At 67.3% G+C, this 16,074-nt stretch carries 15 protein-coding genes; 13 read left to right on the top strand and 2 right to left on the bottom strand.

The features are described 5' to 3' along the window. The first annotated feature begins 8 nt into the window (after positions 1-8). Positions 9-983, top strand: a complete 975-nt coding sequence (locus POL72_RS07935) for an NAD(P)-dependent oxidoreductase (RefSeq protein ID WP_272094425.1) — start codon at positions 9-11, stop codon at positions 981-983. Positions 984-1,016: 33 nt separating this feature from the next. On the opposite strand, the gene POL72_RS07930 is transcribed toward POL72_RS07935, so the two are convergent. Further along, complete coding sequence (locus POL72_RS07930) at positions 1,017-1,274, bottom strand: hypothetical protein (protein ID WP_272094424.1); 258 nt, start codon at positions 1,272-1,274, stop codon at positions 1,017-1,019. Between the two features lie 305 nt (positions 1,275-1,579). After that, entirely contained in the window at positions 1,580-1,723 is a 144-nt protein-coding gene (locus POL72_RS07925; protein ID WP_272094423.1) for a hypothetical protein, read from the bottom strand. A 204-nt stretch (positions 1,724-1,927) separates the two neighbouring features. On the opposite strand from POL72_RS07925, the gene POL72_RS07920 reads away from it, so the two are divergent. The 12 genes from POL72_RS07920 to POL72_RS07865 are packed head-to-tail and all read left to right on the top strand — an operon-like array spanning position 1,928 to position 15,913. Then, positions 1,928-2,335: a hypothetical protein gene (locus POL72_RS07920; RefSeq protein ID WP_272094422.1), complete on the top strand. Its 408-nt coding sequence runs from the start codon at positions 1,928-1,930 to the stop codon at positions 2,333-2,335. Positions 2,336-2,358: 23 nt separating this feature from the next. After that, positions 2,359-3,420: a hypothetical protein gene (locus POL72_RS07915; protein ID WP_272094421.1), complete on the top strand. Its 1,062-nt coding sequence runs from the start codon at positions 2,359-2,361 to the stop codon at positions 3,418-3,420. 9 nt (positions 3,421-3,429) lie between these two features. Continuing rightward, positions 3,430-5,412 (top strand): tetratricopeptide repeat protein, encoded by a 1,983-nt coding sequence (locus POL72_RS07910; RefSeq protein ID WP_272094420.1) that lies wholly within the window; start codon positions 3,430-3,432, stop codon positions 5,410-5,412. Next, the gene (locus POL72_RS07905) at positions 5,409-6,449 is read left to right on the top strand and encodes a sialate O-acetylesterase (RefSeq protein WP_272094419.1); all 1,041 of its coding nucleotides are present in this window, start codon (positions 5,409-5,411) and stop codon (positions 6,447-6,449) included. The genes POL72_RS07910 and POL72_RS07905 overlap by 4 nt, the downstream gene beginning before the upstream one ends. 9 nt (positions 6,450-6,458) lie before the next feature. After that, the gene (locus POL72_RS07900) at positions 6,459-7,916 is read left to right on the top strand and encodes an MBOAT family O-acyltransferase (RefSeq protein ID WP_272094418.1); all 1,458 of its coding nucleotides are present in this window, start codon (positions 6,459-6,461) and stop codon (positions 7,914-7,916) included. Between the two features lie 9 nt (positions 7,917-7,925). After that, complete coding sequence (locus POL72_RS07895; RefSeq protein ID WP_272094417.1) at positions 7,926-9,233, top strand: alginate O-acetyltransferase AlgX-related protein; 1,308 nt, start codon at positions 7,926-7,928, stop codon at positions 9,231-9,233. Between the two features lies 1 nt (position 9,234). Then, positions 9,235-10,194, top strand: coding sequence for an NAD-dependent epimerase/dehydratase family protein (locus POL72_RS07890; protein ID WP_272094416.1), 960 nt, complete (start codon positions 9,235-9,237; stop codon positions 10,192-10,194). Then, positions 10,195-11,238 carry a TolB-like translocation protein gene (locus POL72_RS07885; protein ID WP_272094415.1) on the top strand — a complete coding sequence of 348 codons (1,044 nt, stop codon included), beginning with the start codon at positions 10,195-10,197 and terminating at the stop codon, positions 11,236-11,238. It begins immediately after the preceding gene. Positions 11,239-11,255: 17 nt separating this feature from the next. Further along, complete coding sequence (locus POL72_RS07880; RefSeq protein ID WP_272094414.1) at positions 11,256-12,314, top strand: NAD-dependent epimerase/dehydratase family protein; 1,059 nt, start codon at positions 11,256-11,258, stop codon at positions 12,312-12,314. Next, positions 12,311-13,030 carry a glycosyltransferase family 2 protein gene (locus tag POL72_RS07875; protein WP_272094413.1) on the top strand — a complete coding sequence of 240 codons (720 nt, stop codon included), beginning with the start codon at positions 12,311-12,313 and terminating at the stop codon, positions 13,028-13,030. Before POL72_RS07880 ends, POL72_RS07875 begins: the two co-directional genes overlap by 4 nt. Next, entirely contained in the window at positions 13,017-15,062 is a 2,046-nt protein-coding gene (locus POL72_RS07870; RefSeq protein ID WP_272094412.1) for an alginate O-acetyltransferase AlgX-related protein, read from the top strand. The genes POL72_RS07875 and POL72_RS07870 overlap by 14 nt, the downstream gene beginning before the upstream one ends. Continuing rightward, a complete protein-coding gene (locus POL72_RS07865) occupies positions 15,059-15,913 on the top strand; it encodes a transglutaminase family protein (protein WP_272094411.1) in 855 nt (284 codons plus the stop codon). The genes POL72_RS07870 and POL72_RS07865 overlap by 4 nt, the downstream gene beginning before the upstream one ends. Positions 15,914-16,074: the final 161 nt, after the last annotated feature.

Here is a 16,074-nt window from a genome sequence, read left to right as displayed (position 1 = left end):
AGGCGTCGGTGGATCGGCTGATCATCGCGAGCACCGTTGTTCTGCCGGCGGAGGCGGCGCGCTCGCTCTCGGAGGGCGTCGCGCCGCACGCGCTCGAGCTGGCCGCGGCGCGCTCGGCGAAGAACCTCGCCGTCGTCGAGCCGGATCCGCTCGTCCTGGGCGCCGAGGTCGTCTTCGGCCAGCCGCACCCGGACGACGTGTGCGCGGCGCCGCGGCTCCGCTGGGTGCACCTCAGCACCGCGGGGTATGCCCGCTACGACGTGGCGGCCGTGCGCGCCGCGCTCGCCGCCCGCGGCGCCGCCCTGACGACGAGCAGCGGTGTCTACGCCGATCCCTGCGCGGAGCACGCGCTCGCGTTCCTGCTCTCGGCCTCGCGGCGGCTGCCCGAGTGCCTCGAGAACCAGCTCGGTCCGCGCGGCTGGCCCGACGCCTCCGTGCGGTCGAGGAGCGCGCTCCTGCGCGGCCGGCGGGTGCTCCTCCTCGGCTTCGGCGCCATCGGCCGCCGCCTGGCCGAGCTGCTCGCCCCGTTCGATGTGGATCTGCGCGTCCTGCGCGCCCGCCCCCGCGGCGGCGAGCCCTTCCGCGTGGTCGTGAGGGAGGAGCTGGGCGACGCCTTCGCCTGGGCGGATCACGTGGTCTCGAGCCTGCCCGAGGCCGAGGGCACGCGGCGGCTGGTCTCGGCCGCGCTGCTCGGGCGGATGCGGCCGGACGCGTGGTTCTACAACGTCGGCCGGGGCGTCACGGTGGACCAGGCCGCGCTGCTCGAGGCGCTCGAGGCGCGCCGCATCGCGGGCGCGTACATCGACGTGACGGATCCCGAGCCGCTGCCGCCGGAGCACCCGCTCTGGCGCGCCCCGGGCTGCACCATCACGCCGCACACAGCTGGCGGGCGGCGCGAAGAGCCGATGGCGCAGGTCGAGCATTTCCTGGCGAACCTGCGGCGGTTCGAGCGGGGGGAGCCGCTCGTCGACCGGGTGATCTGAGGCGGCGGCGCGCGCCGGGCAGCGGGCGGCGCGTCACTCCAGCCGGATCTGATACCGAGGCAACGGGTCTCTGCTCGTCCCCTGCAGCCACCTGGCGTCGTGCCGCCACGCGCCATTCACCTCCTCGCGGCAGCGCGTCTCGACCGTCATCGTCCCCCCGGAGAACAGGAGGAGATTGTACTGGAGCGGGTATCCCGGCACCCATTGCCGCGCGGGCGCGCCGAAGGTGCCGGCGGAGACGAGCTCGAGCCGCCTGCCGCCCGGGCTCATGTCGCACCGTGATGAGCTCATCGCGATGCGTGAATCGGATGTTCGCCGCTTGCTCTCCTTTGATGATCAGCTCGGCGATCTTGACGTCCTTCTGGTGAGCCATCTGGATGATCCGGAATCGGCCGGAGAGGTCGGGCAGCGCCTCAATGAACGAGCTACCGATCGGGTTGATCCCTATGAGGGTCACCTTGGCCTAAGGCCGCTCCTGATCCGCGAGGATCTTCCTACGGCAGCCGGCGCAGAGCGAGATAAGGGGCGCGTCGGCGTGCCGCGGGCACACCTCGCCCTCCGGGCGTTGATCTGGCCCGGGATGTTGTCGCGATGCGCTACGCGGCGTCGCCGAGCGCCTTGTGGCGCAGGACGGTGTTCTTCCAGTACGGCGGTCCCCGGTCGGGTGAGCGACCAGGAACGTCGGTCGGCTCGCCGAGCGCGGAGAGGAAGCGGGCGATGCTGCTTGGCTCGGTCACCATGGCGGCTCTCGCGCACCCCGCCGTAAATTACCAGCGGTGGTGCTGCCCTCACGGTGGAAAGATGCCGACAGCCTGGAGCGATCTCCGGCGTGGGTTGCTTCATTTCGAGAATCGGCGCGTGCCTTGTTGCGAGATCGACCTTTCTCGCCCTATTCTTCGACGATGATGCATTCGAGCCGACGCCACTTTGGTCGCCAAGCGTTTATGAGCATGCTGCTGCTCGCCGTAGCCGGTGTCGAGCGGAGCGCCCGGGCGGACGGGGTGGCACCCCTGGAATTGACGGCAAAGCTCGTTGAAATTCCCTCCAAGATGCCCCCCGATGACCTGTACGATTACGCCTACGTGATGCGCTACCAGGTCCAGGGCGGGCCGCTCGACAAGCAGTTCATCCTTGTCGCGCACTACAAGCCGCTCGTGCCGCGCTCCAAGATCAAGGACAAAATGAAGGAGCAGGTCGGCGGCAAGCTGCGCAGCTTCAACCAAGGCGACGTTCACACGATGAAGTTGACGGCTGATCTGAAAGCCATCTGGAAAGGTGCACTCGTAGACGAATATGCCGCTACGGATCGCGGGAGCGTTCGCTATTGGTGCCTCCAGGTCGACCCAGCTTGACCTTGCGCTCGGGAGAAACTCGATTGAACTTCAGACGACTACGTGTCCCGGGCGCCTGGCTGGTCACATGTGGTTTGGCCGCGGTCGCCAGCTTTCCGTTCATTGCGGCCGAGCGCGCGGCTCGGCAAAACGATGCGCGAGTGGCCCGCCTGGAGGCGACTCTCGGCGAGCGAGGCGACGCGCTCGCCGAGCTCGGACCAGCGCTGTCTTTACGAGTTTCACGGCTGGAAGGCCTGCTCTCGAGCTGGGAGACGATCGGCGGCTGCGGAGCCGGTAGCTCCACGGGCGCGGGGGGCGGAATCAAGTGGATCGGCCACAGCGTGACCGGGGGGCTATTCGAGCAGCAAACACTCGGCACGTACACTCACCTGGACGACGGCTACAACCTCAGCCTCAGCCCTCAAGTTTCGCGTAATTTGAACGAGAAATGGAATGTGGGGCTCGTGGTTCCGCTGCTCTACAAGTACTACCGCGACTACTACGGCCTGCCCGTGGACGTCTCGAACTCCGGCGTGGGCGACGTCGCGGGGTTCGTCACGCGGCGCTTCGGCGAGATCAACTCTACCAGCCTGACGTTGCAGGTCGGTGTCCCGACCGGCGTGCACGACGCCCAGTACAAGAACGACTATCTCACGCAGGAAAAGCAGCTTGGCCTTGGCAAGGTGAGCGGCAGCCTGACGCTCGACCATACGATCGACAAGACGTGGGGGCTGATCGTGCTGGGCGGCTCGTTCGGCTACCGCGGCGGGGAAAACGAGCTGGGCAACTACCGCGCACCGGCGGCCGCGATCTACGGCTACTCGGGCTATTTCTGGGGGCCGCTGGTGCCGTCGCTCGGCCTGTCGCTGTCGCATTTCTTCGGTGCGGATCGTGACCGTGGGCTTGACCAGGAGGTGCAGCTGTGGGCAGTCACCGGCACGCTCGCCGTGGAGTGGTCGAACGCCTGGCTGGCGATCCTGGGGGGCGTGTCGCTGCCGCTCGGCTGGGACAAGCGCGGAGTCGTCGACGGCGCCGAGAGCAGCAGCCAGGGCGCGAGCCTGCAGCCGTGGACGGCAGGCATCGGCTTCACCGTCTCACCGTTCTGAGAAGTGGTCATGTTGCCCGTCGCCGCCCTGCTCCGCCATCGCACGCCGCTCGTCGCGGCGTTGCTCGGCCTGGGTGCGGCCTCGACGGGGCTCGCGCCTTCGGCCGACGGTGACATCTGGTGGCACCTCGCGGCAGGTCGCGAAATGGTCGCTCGGCGTGGGCTCCTGTTCACCGATCCCTTCTCGGTCAGCGCGCAAGGGCGTGCCTGGGTCGACGTGCACTGGCTTTTTCAGCTCGCGGTGTACGCGGTGCACCAGGCGGTCGGCCTCGTCGGGCTTGTTCTGGTCAAGTGCGCGCTGATCGGCCTGGGCGCGGGCTTCCTCTACTTCGCGCTCGAAGCGCGGCGCGGCTCGTGGGCGAGGGGGCTCCTCGTGACGTCGCTGGTCGGCGGGCTCCTGGCGGCTCGCTCGCTCTTGCTCGTCCGGCCCGTGATAGGCACGCTCGTCCTGCTCGCGTTCTTCTGGTTCGCGCTCGAGCGCTTTCGGCGCGACGGCCGGGTCCGGCACCTGCTGCTATTGCCCTTGGCGCAGCTGGTTTGGGCGAATTTCCAGGGCCTTTCGGCGCTTGGCCCCGCGGTGATCGCGGCGTACGCGGTGGCGGCGCTCGGCTGGGCGAGCTTTGGCCAGACGCGTGCGTGGCCGTTTGCGCGCGAACACGCCGGTGCGCTGGCACCGTGGGCGCGGGTACAGCAGCTGTTCGCGACGCTAGGGGGGTGTTTGCTGGCGACGTGTCTCACGCCGTTTGGCTTGCGCGGCGCAGCGTTGCCGGCGCTGCTGCTCGGGCGCTTGTTGCCCGGCGAGCACCAGGTCTTCGCCCACGACGTGGCGGAGAACCTGCCGCCCTTCGAGCTCGAACGCCTGTCAGACGGCGAGTTCTGGCACTTCAAATGGTGTTTGGCGCTGCTCGCTCTGTCCGTGCTCCTGGCCGGGCGCCGCTTGAGACTGAGCCATGCGCTGCTGCTGCTCGGCTTCGCCGGGCTGGCGCTGATGAGCAACCGCAACGTGCTCCTGCTGTACTGGGTCGTGGCGCCGATCTTCGCGGTCAATCTGGCCCCGGCGCTCCGGCGGCTTTGTGTCTCGAGCTTTCGCCGCGCGGGCGTGCGCGTGGCGGTGGGTCTCAACGCGGTGCTCCTGAGCGCGCTGCTGCTCGTCTCGGCGTCGGCGGCGGCGCGCGAGCCGCCGCTGGCGGATCCGAGCCCGTTCCGGGTGCCGGCCGAGAGCGCTGCGCGCCTCGACGCGCTGCCCGGGGGCGACGTCTTTGCGGCCGATCATCACGGAGGCTACCTGATCTGGCGGCTCTATCCGCGGTTTCGGCCGTACATTGACACTCGGCTCGTGTTGCGCACCGCCGACGAGTTTGCCGAATACCTGAGGCTCGCGGACGAGCCAGAGCGTTTCGAAGCTTTTCAGGCGCGCCATTCCTTCGCCTACGTGGTCTTGCCGGTGATGTTCCCCGAGCGCTACCAGCGCTTGATTGGCCACCTCTACGCGAGCGCTGATTGGAAGCTACTCTACACGGACGGCTCGGAGGTGCTGTTTGCTCGCCGCGACCTCACGCCCGGCGTCGCGGAGCAGCCGTTCCGTGAAGCCAGCGAGACGGACCGCACCTTGGTCCAGCTGGGGCAGCGCTTCGCGGATTCCCCAAAGGTGCACGCCGCGGCACGTCTGAGCCTGGCCACGTTGCACGGCGTGCTCGGTCAGTTCGAGCAAGCGGAGCGTACGCTCGCGAGCCTCGACACGCCGCAAGCCCGGGCCCTCGAAGCGCGTCTTCGCTTCGCGGCGGGTGAGCTCGATGCCGCCGAGCGGCTCGCCCGGCAGAGCCTGATTTCCCAGGACGACGACGTCGGGAGCCTGAATCTCATGGCGTTGATCGCCCTGCGAAGGGGCGAATCGGCGCAAGGCCTGGGCTTTCTACGGCGTGCCTTGCGCGTCCGGCCTTTCGACCCCGAAGCGACGCGGATTTTGGTGAACTTGGAGGAGAGTCGACGATGAAACCACTTCTCAACGTGAGCCTGTCCAGGTCTCGGTGGGCGCTCGTTTCCTTGTTCGCGCTGGTCGGCGGGCTCGCCTGCGGGGTCGCCGAGCATCCGCACGACACGCAGTCCGTCGGGGCGGGGGACGACTTCGGGCCTTCGAGCGGCGCTGGAGCGGGGACCACCACGGGTGGAGCTTCGGTCGGCGGTGTCATGACCGCGGCGAGCGGGAGCGGCGGCGGCGGGAGCAGCGGGACCAGCGACGCGGGGTCCGGCGGTGGGCCGGCGCCTTCGGGCGTGACCATCAACCTTGGAGGCGTGGACGTCCCGAGGGAGCGCGCGATCGCCTTCATTCACATCGGTCACTCCAACATGGCCGGTCGCGCCACGAGGCCCCAGAGCTCACGCCCGTTCCATTTCACGGAGACCCATCCGCACGCCTTCATGTACCACCCTGGCTCGGCGCCGGAGCTCGCGATCGAGCCGAAAACCGCGGGTGACACCGACGCCGGCGGGCCGGGTACGGCGCTGGTCAAGGAAGCCGCGATGCTCGCGCCCGACTACTACTTCATCTCGCTCGGATTCGGGTGGCCCTCGGCCTACTGCTCCCAGTTCGTTCCGGGCGGCCTCTACTACGACAAGCTGATCGCCGCCCCGAAGGCTATCAAGGGGCGGGTGACCTTCGGCGGTATCTTCATCTATCTCGGGATCACCGAGCGACACGGTACTGCCGCCGATCGCTCCGGTTTTCCCGAATGCATCAATACTCTCGTGACCGCCATTCGCAACGATGTCGGCGAGCCCACGCTGCCTGCATTGATGAACGACTACGAGGTGGAAGGCTCGGGCGAGTTCGTGGTCGGCGGCGCCGTGGCGACCGCCATCCGTCCCGAGATCGAAAGGTGCCCGAGCGTGGTGTCGAACTTCGCGCTCGTCTCGGCCGAGGGTGTGGGCATGCAAGACGACCATCACTTCAATCTGGACGGCCATCGCACCTGGGTGCAACGAGCGCTCGCGACGATGAAGGACAAGGGCTGGCGCCCGTGGGCCCCGTGAGTCGCTGAGATGGTCTTTTCCAGCCATATCTTCCTGTTCTACTTCTTGCCGCTGGTACTGGCCGCGTACTACGCCCTGCCGGGCCGGGCCCGCACGGCCCTCATCGCCGTGTCGAGCTACGTATTTTACGGCTGGGCGAACCCGAGCTGGGCCGTGATCATGTTCTTCGGCTCGAGCGTCGACTACGTGTGCGGCCTCTTGCTTCTGAAGATGTCACGGCTGCCCGACGTCGACGGCTTGCCGCCCGTGATCGGCCCCGAGGTCGTGCGGACCCGCCAGATGAAGCTGGTGCTGGCGACGTCCATCGTCACCAACCTCGGGCTGCTCGCGGCGTTCAAATACACGGGCTTCGTCGCCGAGAACATCAACGCGCTTGGCGCGCTCTTCGGCAGCTCGACGCAGATCGTGCCGGTCTTGCACGTCGTTTTGCCGGTGGGCATCTCCTTTTACACGTTCAAGGCGATGAGCTACGCCATCGACGTGTACCGCGGTGACGCCCGACCGATGCGGCGCTTCACCGACTACATGTGTTTCGAGGCCTTCTTCCCCGACTTGGTGGCGGGCCCCATCATCCGTTATGCGGCGATCGAGGAGCAGATGCGCGTGCGCCAGCACACGCTCGAGAAGTTTGCGCGCGGCGTCGCGTTCTTCTCGCTGGGGATGGGTAAGAAGATTCTGCTGGCCAACCCGATGGGGCACATCGCCGATACGGCGTTCGCCGGTGGCGCCAAGCACTTCTATGACGCGTGGTTCGGGCTGGTAGCTTATGCGTTCCAGATTTACTTCGATTTCTCCGGCTACTCAGACATGGCCGTGGGCTTGGCGCTGATGCTCGGCTTCGTGCTGATCCAGAACTTCGACTCACCCTACAAGTCGCGCAGCATCACGGAGTTCTGGCGGCGGTGGCATATCAGCCTGTCCACGTGGCTGCGCGACTATTTGTACATCCCGCTCGGTGGCAACCGCAAAGGCCCCCTGCGCACGTACGCCAACTTGATGGCTGTCATGTTGCTCGGCGGGCTCTGGCACGGTGCCAGCTGGAACTTCGTCATCTGGGGCGGCATCCACGGTGGCATGCTCGGGGTGGAGCGCAGGCTCGGTAAAGCTCACCCGCTGCGCCGCCTGCCACCTGCTGTCGGCGTCGCCTTCACCTTCTTGATCGTGTGTTTGTCGTGGGTGTTCTTCCGCGCCAAGACGCTTGAGCAGGCGGTGACCTACCTGGGCTCACTGTTTGGGCTCGCCGCCGTTTCGCCGGCGGCGGACGTCGTGGCGGGCGCATTCCACCCGCGGTACTACGTGGGGCTATTCGCTTTGGCCGCGGTCGTGATCTTCGGCATGCCCAACAGCTGGGAGCTCACGCGGCGCTTGTCCTTGCCACGTACCGCGTTCGTGACGGCCACGATGGCGCTCGCGACGTTGGTGATGTGGACGCAGACCATCAACCCGTTTCTGTACTTTCAGTTCTGAGGCCGCGCGATGCAAAGTACCTTGCCTCCCTCGTCCTCCGCCATCGAACGCAGCGGCGGTCCGACCGACCCCACAGGCGACGAGCAGCTGCGCCGCGGTATCATCGCGACCGACGTGAGTCGCGGCGCGGCCTGGCTGCTCACGCTGCTGTTTCTGGGGGCGATCTACGCTGTTCCGCTCGCGCAGGCCTACCTCGAGAAGAGCGAGGGTGAGGAATCGCCTCTCGCGGATCTGGTGCGCCGCCCACCGACGGCCGAGAACCTGCGTCAGCTCGAGAAGGGCATCGAGGATGCCTCGTACGTCAAGGCCTGGGTCCAGCCCCGCGTGCAGCTGCTGCTCACTCGTCTAGGTCGTGTGGGCAACAAGCTCGCGGTCGTCGGACACGGCGGCTGGCTCTATTACACGCCCGGTGTGCTGCACGTCGGCGGGCCCGGATTCCTGGAGCCCGAGGTGCTGCGGGGCCGCGCCAGGGAAGCCCTCGACGCAGGCCAGGAGCCCCTCCACCCGGATCCGCGACCCGCCATCTTCGCGTTCCAGCAAGCGCTCGCGCAACGCGGGATCCGCCTCGTGGTCCTGCCGATGCCGGACAAGGCTGGGATCGAGCCTGGTCCACTTCTTGGGCGTGATGGGCGCGTCGAAATGGCGCAGAATGTCGACTACGACCGCTTCTTGAGCGAGCTTCGAGCCGCCGGCGTGGCCGTGCTCGACGCGCGCCGCAGCGTGCCTGAGCCCCGTACCGAGCCGCTCTTCCTCGCTCAAGATACGCATTATACGCCCGGCTACATGGAGCGCATCGCCGCCGACCTCGGCCAGCTCGTGATCGGGCTTGGGGTATTGCCAAAGCTGGCAGAGAAGCCCGTGATGCGCGGCGTTCCGCAGCAGGCTTCGCGCGTCGGTGATCTGGTCGACATGCTCAAGCTGCCCGACGATCAGAGCCTGTTTCAAGCGGAGAGCGTGGTCGTGCACCAGGTGCAGGACGCGGCCGGCACCCCCTGGGAGCCTGACGAGAGCGCCGACGTGCTCCTGCTCGGCGACAGCTTCACCAACATCTTCACGCTCGAGGGGATGGGCTGGGGCAATGCGTCGGGCCTGGCCCCGCACCTGGCCCTGGCGCTTGGTCGCCCCCTCGACGTGATCGCGCAGAACGACTCCGGCGCCTTCGCTACGCGCCAGGCGCTCGCGCGCGAGCTGAAGGCCGGCCAAGATCGCCTGGCGGGCAAGCGCGTGGTGGTCTGGGAGTTCGCTGCGCGCGAGCTGTCGGTCGGAGATTGGATTCCGCTGGATCTCCCGACTCCCGAGTCTGCGGGGGCTCCGTAGGATGCCGACAGCCCTGGTGACTGGCGCCGCCGGCGTGATGGGCGCCCGCTTGACGGCGCGGCTGCGCAAAGCGGGCTGGCAAGTGCGAGCGCTCGTGCTGCCCGGTGATCCGTTGCGAGCGCGCATCGATGCGCTGGGCTGCGACGTGCGCGAAGGCGATATCAGCGATCCGAACACATTGGCCGGCGTGTGTCGCGGCATCGACCTCGTCTACCACCTGGCCGCCATCATCATTACCCACGACCCCACGATGTTTCAGCGCGTCAACCGCGACGGCACGGCGCACCTCGTTGCGGAGGCGCGAAAAGCGGGGGTGCCGCACTTCGTGTACGTCTCGTCGGCCTCGGTCGTTTACCCCCGTCGCACGCGCTATGCCGAGTCCAAGCTCGAGGCCGAGCGTCTCGTCCAGGGCTCAGGGCTCACCTACACGATCGTGCGGCCCACGCTGGTTTACGAGCAGGGCGGCGGTCAGGAGCTCCTGATGTTCCTCGACTACTTGCGGCGGTTTCCGGTGGTGCCGTTCATCGGCGCCGGGGGCGCGCTCAAAAGGCCCGTTTGGTCCGAGGATATCGTCGACGGCCTCGTGCGGCTCGCCAATGCGCCGATCGCGCACGGCAAAATCTACAACTTCAGCGGCGCGGAGGTGATTTCGATGCGCGAGCTCGCGGAGCTGCTGCTGCTTCATCACGATCGGCCTAGGCCCTTCTTGCACCTGCCGGTGTGGGCGTGCCGGGCGCTGGCAGCCGTGCTCCCCGTGTTCATGAAGCGGCCCCCGCTCACCTCGAGCGCGATAGCCGGCATCGTCAACGACGCCGACCTCGACCCGACCGAAGCCATGAACGACCTCGGCTACGCGCCGCTCGGCGTGCGCGCTGGGTTGCGTCGCTGTTTCCCTTCACCCGCCGTCGTGGCGGCCACCCTCGCACCCCGCGCGAGTGAAGCTCGAGAAAGGACAAATTAGATGAGCCTGCGTTTCCCACTGCGGCAATTGGGTTATCTGTGCTGCTCGGCTGTGCTCGGCTGCTCGGCCTTTTCGGGCGAGCCCCCGAAGGGGGCCGACGAAGCCCCGCCCGCGGAGGACGTCGCGCTGATGCGCGAGGTGGGCGAGAAGGCCAACGGCACCATCGTCTGGTCCAGCTCCCGCGTGGGCAATCACGACCTGTTCACGATGAAGACCGACGGCTCGGACGTCAAACAGATCACCAAGGGCGACGAGGTCGACTGGTTCCCGAGGTTCTCCCCGAGCGGCGCGCAGATCCTGTTTTGCCGCAGCAAACAAGGCTGGGTGAGCGAACGCGACGCCAACGCCAGCGACAAATGGGACATCTACACGATCAAGCCGGACGGCTCCGAGCCGAAGAAGGTCGTCGAGAGCGCGAGCTGGGGTAGCTGGATTTCGGAGGATGAGATCCTGTTCGTACGCGGCACGAAGGTCTTTCGTAGCAAGCTCGGCAGCGGCGCAGAGACGCAGTTGATGGACAGCGAGGGCGTATCCGAGCTGGACGGCGCCCTGCTGCAGCAGCCGGAGCTGTCGAGTGACGGCAAGTACCTCGCCATCACGCTGCGCGGTTCGAAGCGCGAAACCGGCATCTGGGACATCGCCAAGAAGGCCTGGACCCAGACCGGGCTGGGCTGCCAGGTGAACTGGACGCCGGATCACACGGCCATCTACTGGGTTCACCCGACCGGGAACGGCGATAGCCGGGTGCTGCGCATGCCGATCGATAACGGCACGCCGCCGAAGGACGTCGACCTGGACAAGCTCCAGTTCATGGACTTGCCGGGTCGCCGCTCGCACGAGTACTTCCCGCAGCTGTCGCGCGACGGCAAATGGCTGGTCTGGGGCATCACCCAGCGCGGTCACGACCACGACACCGCGGACTACGAGATTTACCTGTGGGAGGTGGGCACGCCGCCCGAGAAGGCCGCGCGCCTCACCTACAACTCGGCCAATGATCGCTGGCCCGACGTCTTCATTCCGTCCGCCGGGAGTGGCTCACCGTGAGGGAAACGCGCATCGCCGTGGTCGGCGCGGGCGGCTTCATCGGCTCGCACCTGGTGCCGGCTTTGCTTGAACGCTTTGCCTGCCAGGTCGACGCCGTCGACGTGGATTTGACCAAGCTCGAGTGTTGGGACCCGCGCGTGCGGCGCATCGAGGCGCGCGTCGAGGCGCCGGGGCTCGTCGAGGACGTGACCGAGCGCTGTCAGGTCGTGATCTCGCTCACGGCGCTTTGCAACCCAGCCCAGTACTCGACCATCCCGCTGGAGGTCATCGACGCCAGCTTCACACACCTGTTGCCGCTCGTGAAGCGCTGCGCGGAGCGCGCCGTGCGCTTGATCCATTTCTCGACCGCCGAGGTTTACGGGCGCACCGCGCTGGACGGGCAGGGGCTGCCGACCGCGCGTATGCACGAGGACGACTCGTGCTTCTTGCTCGGCCCGGTGGGGCGCGAGCGCTGGACGTACTCGTGCGCGAAGCAGCTGCTCGAGCGGGTGATCTGGGCGCACGGTCAGCACGGCGCGTTGCCGTTCACGATCATTCGGCCCTTCAACACCATCGGCGCGCGCATGGACTTCCTGCCCGGCATCGACGGGGAGGGGACACCCCGCGTACTGGCCTGCTTCATGAGCGCGCTGCTGCGAGGGGAGCCTTTGCCGCTCGTGGGCGGCGGCGCGCAACGGCGGGCGTTCATGGACGTGAGCGACATGGTCGAAGCCGTGTGCCGCGTGCTCGAGCGGCCGAAGCAAAGTAGAGGTCAGATCTTCAACATCGGCAATCCGGACAATAACGTCAGTATCGCGGAGCTCGCTCGGCTGTTGGCCGACGCTTTCGCTGAGCGGTTACCCGAGCGCGCGCCTGCGCAGTTTCGCGCGGTGTCGGCCGCCGAGTTCTATGGCCCCGGCTACGACGACACGCAGGAACGCATCCCGGACGTTCAGAAAGCGCAGCGACTGCTCGGTTGGAAGCCCCAGCGACGCCTGGCCACCTCCTTGCCGCCGATCGTGCACGACTACGTCGAGCGCTACGGCGCTCGCGTCGCAGCGGCATCCTCGCTCTCCCAGCTCGCGAGCTCCGCATGAAGGTAACGGTCGTCATCCCTGCGTACAACGCTGCCCGGCACATCGAGTCGGTGCTGGAGCGCGTCGGCGGCTTGGCTTCGTCGGGACTCACCCACGTGGTGGTCGTCGACGACGGCAGTCGCGACGACACGGCCCGTCGGGTCGAGCGCTACAGCTCGTCGGCGTTTCGCCTCAGCTTGGTCCGGCGGCGCAACAACGGCGGTTACGGTGCGGCGATGAAGGACGGTCTGGCCAGGGCTTGCGCCGATGCGCCGGAGCTGGTCGCCTGTATCCACGCCGACGGTCAGTATGCGCCGGAGGCCTTGCCTGGGCTGATCGGGGAGCTTTCGCGTCGCGGGCTCGATCTGCTGCAGGGCTCGCGCATCGCTGCGGGCACGGCCTTGCAGGGGGGTATGCCCCTCTACAAGTACGTCGGCAATGCGCTGCTGAACCGCATCGAGAACCGGACGCTGTCGCTCTCGATGACGGACTACCACAGCGGCTACCTTCTCTATGGGCCGCGCGCGCTAGCGCTGCCGTTTCACGACTTGTCTGACAGCTTCGATTTCGATCTGGAGGTCATCGCCTCGGCGCGGGCGCGTGGGCTTTCGGTCGGCGAGGCGCCGGTGCCCACGCACTACGGGGACGAGGTCTCGCACCTGAACCCGCTGACGTACGGGCTCCGGGTGCTTCGAGTGATGTGGAACTATCGTCGAGGTCGCTATGACGCAGCGTAAGCGCGCACTTGGGGTCTGGGGCTTGCTCGCCGCCGCATCGGCGCCTGGCATTGTTGCTTGTCACGCCGGGTCCGCGAACTTTCCCTGGGGTGATGCGGGAGCCGGGACGCGCGTCGAACACGCTCACGTCCATACGCTGAACGAAGGCTATTCGCGGACGCGCTCGCAGGTCTGGGTGCGTGAGGTGGCAGTCCCGACGCGCGCCGCGCTCGACTACGCCGCCTATCACAGCAACTTCATGATCGCCGACCCGGAGCCAGAGACGCCCATGTCGGCTGCGGGCACGCCCGATACCTCGCACGCGTTCGCGGGTCAGCTCGACCAGGGCAGCCTGACGAGCGATCTCGCGAAGACGCCGCTCTCGCCGGTCGAGCGGCAGCAAGCGTTGGCTTTCGCGCCGCTGTCGGAGTTTTTGCAAGCGCACAAGGTCGCGGGGGCCGAAGCGCTGGCCGAGGTTGGCTCAGCCGTGCGCAGCGAGCGGTGGGGCCTGCAGTTGCCGCCCGGCACCTCCGGCCAGCTCCTGACCGAGGTGTTCGTTCATCAGGCCGCGTCGGGCGCAGTGGAGTTGTGGGCCAAGGTCGAGTTTCAGCCTTGGTTCAAGCCTTTTGCGGGCTCCGCCGATCAGGACGGAGACGGCTTTCCCGAGCTCTATGGCCGAGTGGCGCCCGGCGTCGTCACTCCCGTGCTTGTGGCTGCGATTCAGAAGGACTACGTGGCGCCAGTGCTGTCGCCGAGCGAGGTGAAGGCCTGGGCGAACCAACTCTCGTCGTACTGGTACCCGTCCTTCAACACCGATCTCATGCCGGCGGGACCGAGCTTTCCGGACGCGCAGACCGAGCCCTACATCAAGCAAGAGCTGGGCGGGCGCGCTTTTCCGGCGCCGACCATCGTGCTGCGCGGCAAGCCGCAAGGCAAAGCCACGTACAACGTCTTTCTGGTGCGTGGCGAAGGCGCGGCGCCCGCGGCCGCGGCGCCCGCGAAGCCGGCGCCTCGGCTGAGCAAGACACGTCCGTCGCCGAACCCCGCGCCGGCGCTCGAGACGGTGCAGCGCGAGCTGGCCCAGGCGGGCGGCTCTTGGCCGATGTGGATGGCCAAGCTCACGCCGACCCATGACGCCCTGAAGAAACGGCTCAAAGGCATGCCGCCGAAGGTCAAGGCGCTGGCCGGGCGAGATGGCTTTCTGTTCTACCGCAACGACCTCGAATACGTCAGCGGTGGTGATCTCGAGCAGCAACGCAAGGGAAAGAACCCGCTGCCGGTGATCCTCGAGTTCAAGAAGCTGCTCGACGAGCAGGGGGTCGACTTCCTGTTCGTGCCGGTCCCGACGAAGCTCGAGGTGTATCCGGAGAAGTTGGACCCCGCTTTCACAGCGCTCTCGGGCCAGGTCATCAATCCGGCGTTCCGCAAGCTGATCGAAAGGCTCAGCAAGGAAGGCGTGGAGATCGTGGACCTGCTGCCGGCGTTCCTGCAGGCAAAGGTCACGAGCGCGGCGGAGCCGTTTCTGTTCCAGCACCAAGACACGCACTGGACCGACCGTGGGCTGCGCTTGGCCGCAGACCTCTTGGCCACCCGCGTGAAGAAGTACCCCTGGTACGCCGAGCTCGCCAAGCAGAAGCGCGCTTACGACTTGCGCGAGACCAGCTTCACCCGTTTCGGCGATCTGCATTCGCGACTCCCGGAAGCCGAGCAGAAGAAGTACGCGCCTGAGACGCTCGTGGCGCACCGGGTCGTGGCCGACGGCAAGCCGTACGACGACGACCCGGATAGCCCGGTCGTGCTCTTGGGCGACAGTTTCACCGCCGTTTATCAGCTGACGGACGCCGAGCACGCTGGCGTCTCGGCGCACCTCGCGCGTGGCATCGCGTATCCGCTCGACTTGGTCATGAGCTACGGCGGCGGCCCCAACGTGCGGCAAAAGCTGCTGCGCCGCAGCGTCGAGGCGCTCGGCACGAAGAAGCTGGTCATCTGGATGATGACGGCGCGTGATCTCTACAACTACTGGGAAGACTGGGAGCCGCTGAAGAAGCCATGAAGCGCCGCGCGCTCCTGCTCTTGCTCGCGGGCAGCGGCTGCTTTCGCGCTCCGCGCCGAGAGCTTGCGTTCGGCCGCGCCCTGATCGGCCTGGCCCGTGACACCGCCTTTGTCGACGAGAGCCAGGTGACCTGGAGCCTGACGGAGCTCTCGCGTCTCGTGGACGAGGCGGAGAGCGCGCTCGCTTCGTCGCCCCGGCGCTCACCTGCTTCGGTGTTGAGTGAGCTCTTGTTCGGTCGTTGGAGCTTCGTGCGCGAAGTGGCTGACACGAATCTGGCCTTCGTGTGCCTGCCCGGCGTGCTGGAGCGCCGCCGCGGAAGCTGCGTTGGCCTTGGTACCTTGTTTCTCGCGCTGGCTGACGCGCTCGGCTATTCGGCGTCCGGGGTGATGATGCCTGGGCACTTCTACGTGCGGGCGCAGGAGCAGGGCGGTGCGCGCAACGTGGAGCTGCTGCGCGCCGGTGAGGCGATGCCGGACGCGTGGTACGGCCAGCGCTTTCCGGTGCCGGGCGGCTCGGCGCGCGAATATGCGCGTCCACTCAGCCAATCCGAGGTGCTGGGCGTCGTGGAATACAACGTCGGCAACGAACGGCGCCGGCAGCTACGGCTGACCGAAGCGCGAGCAGCCTTCATCCGCGCCACCGGCTTCTTTCCGGAGCTGTCCGAGGCGCACGCCAGCCTTGGCGCCGTCGAACAGCTGCTCGGTAATCTCGAGAGCGCGGAGGCAAGCTACCGTCGCGCTTGCAACGCCAATCCGCACTTGCCTGGCATCGAGCAGAACCTTTCGCTCTTGGCAGCGGAGCGCACGACCGCGACGACTCCGCGGGCGTGCCCACTGCCGCCGAGCTACTGATTGGCAAGGGAATCTCGCGTCGTGGAGCTGTTGCACGGCGGCGTGCGCATCGCGTCGCACGTGCGCAGCTACGGTCCGAAGGGGACGGCGGTGATCGCCGACGAGCACCGTCGATGGGCGCGTGATGCCTCCGACGTGTTTGGAGTTCCTCCTCCCGTGCG

This window comes from Sorangium aterium, assembly GCF_028368935.1.
GTDB classification, from domain to species: Bacteria; Myxococcota_A; Polyangia; order Polyangiales; family Polyangiaceae; genus Sorangium; species Sorangium atrum.
Note: the sequence above shows the minus strand (reverse complement) of the source record. Positions and strands in the feature narration are given on the sequence as shown.

Coding starts and splice junctions, on each gene's coding strand:
- POL72_RS07930 (WP_272094424.1), bottom strand. CDS start 1,274: ATGAGCTCATCACGGTGCGACATGAGCCCGGGCGGCAGGCGGCTCGAG.
- POL72_RS07925 (WP_272094423.1), bottom strand. CDS start 1,723: ATGGTGACCGAGCCAAGCAGCATCGCCCGCTTCCTCTCCGCGCTCGGC.
- POL72_RS07920 (WP_272094422.1), top strand. CDS start 1,928: ATGAGCATGCTGCTGCTCGCCGTAGCCGGTGTCGAGCGGAGCGCCCGG.
- POL72_RS07910 (WP_272094420.1), top strand. CDS start 3,430: ATGTTGCCCGTCGCCGCCCTGCTCCGCCATCGCACGCCGCTCGTCGCG.
- POL72_RS07905 (WP_272094419.1), top strand. CDS start 5,409: ATGAAACCACTTCTCAACGTGAGCCTGTCCAGGTCTCGGTGGGCGCTC.
- POL72_RS07900 (WP_272094418.1), top strand. CDS start 6,459: ATGGTCTTTTCCAGCCATATCTTCCTGTTCTACTTCTTGCCGCTGGTA.
- POL72_RS07895 (WP_272094417.1), top strand. CDS start 7,926: ATGCAAAGTACCTTGCCTCCCTCGTCCTCCGCCATCGAACGCAGCGGC.
- POL72_RS07890 (WP_272094416.1), top strand. CDS start 9,235: ATGCCGACAGCCCTGGTGACTGGCGCCGCCGGCGTGATGGGCGCCCGC.
- POL72_RS07885 (WP_272094415.1), top strand. CDS start 10,195: ATGAGCCTGCGTTTCCCACTGCGGCAATTGGGTTATCTGTGCTGCTCG.
- POL72_RS07875 (WP_272094413.1), top strand. CDS start 12,311: ATGAAGGTAACGGTCGTCATCCCTGCGTACAACGCTGCCCGGCACATC.
- POL72_RS07870 (WP_272094412.1), top strand. CDS start 13,017: ATGACGCAGCGTAAGCGCGCACTTGGGGTCTGGGGCTTGCTCGCCGCC.
- POL72_RS07865 (WP_272094411.1), top strand. CDS start 15,059: ATGAAGCGCCGCGCGCTCCTGCTCTTGCTCGCGGGCAGCGGCTGCTTT.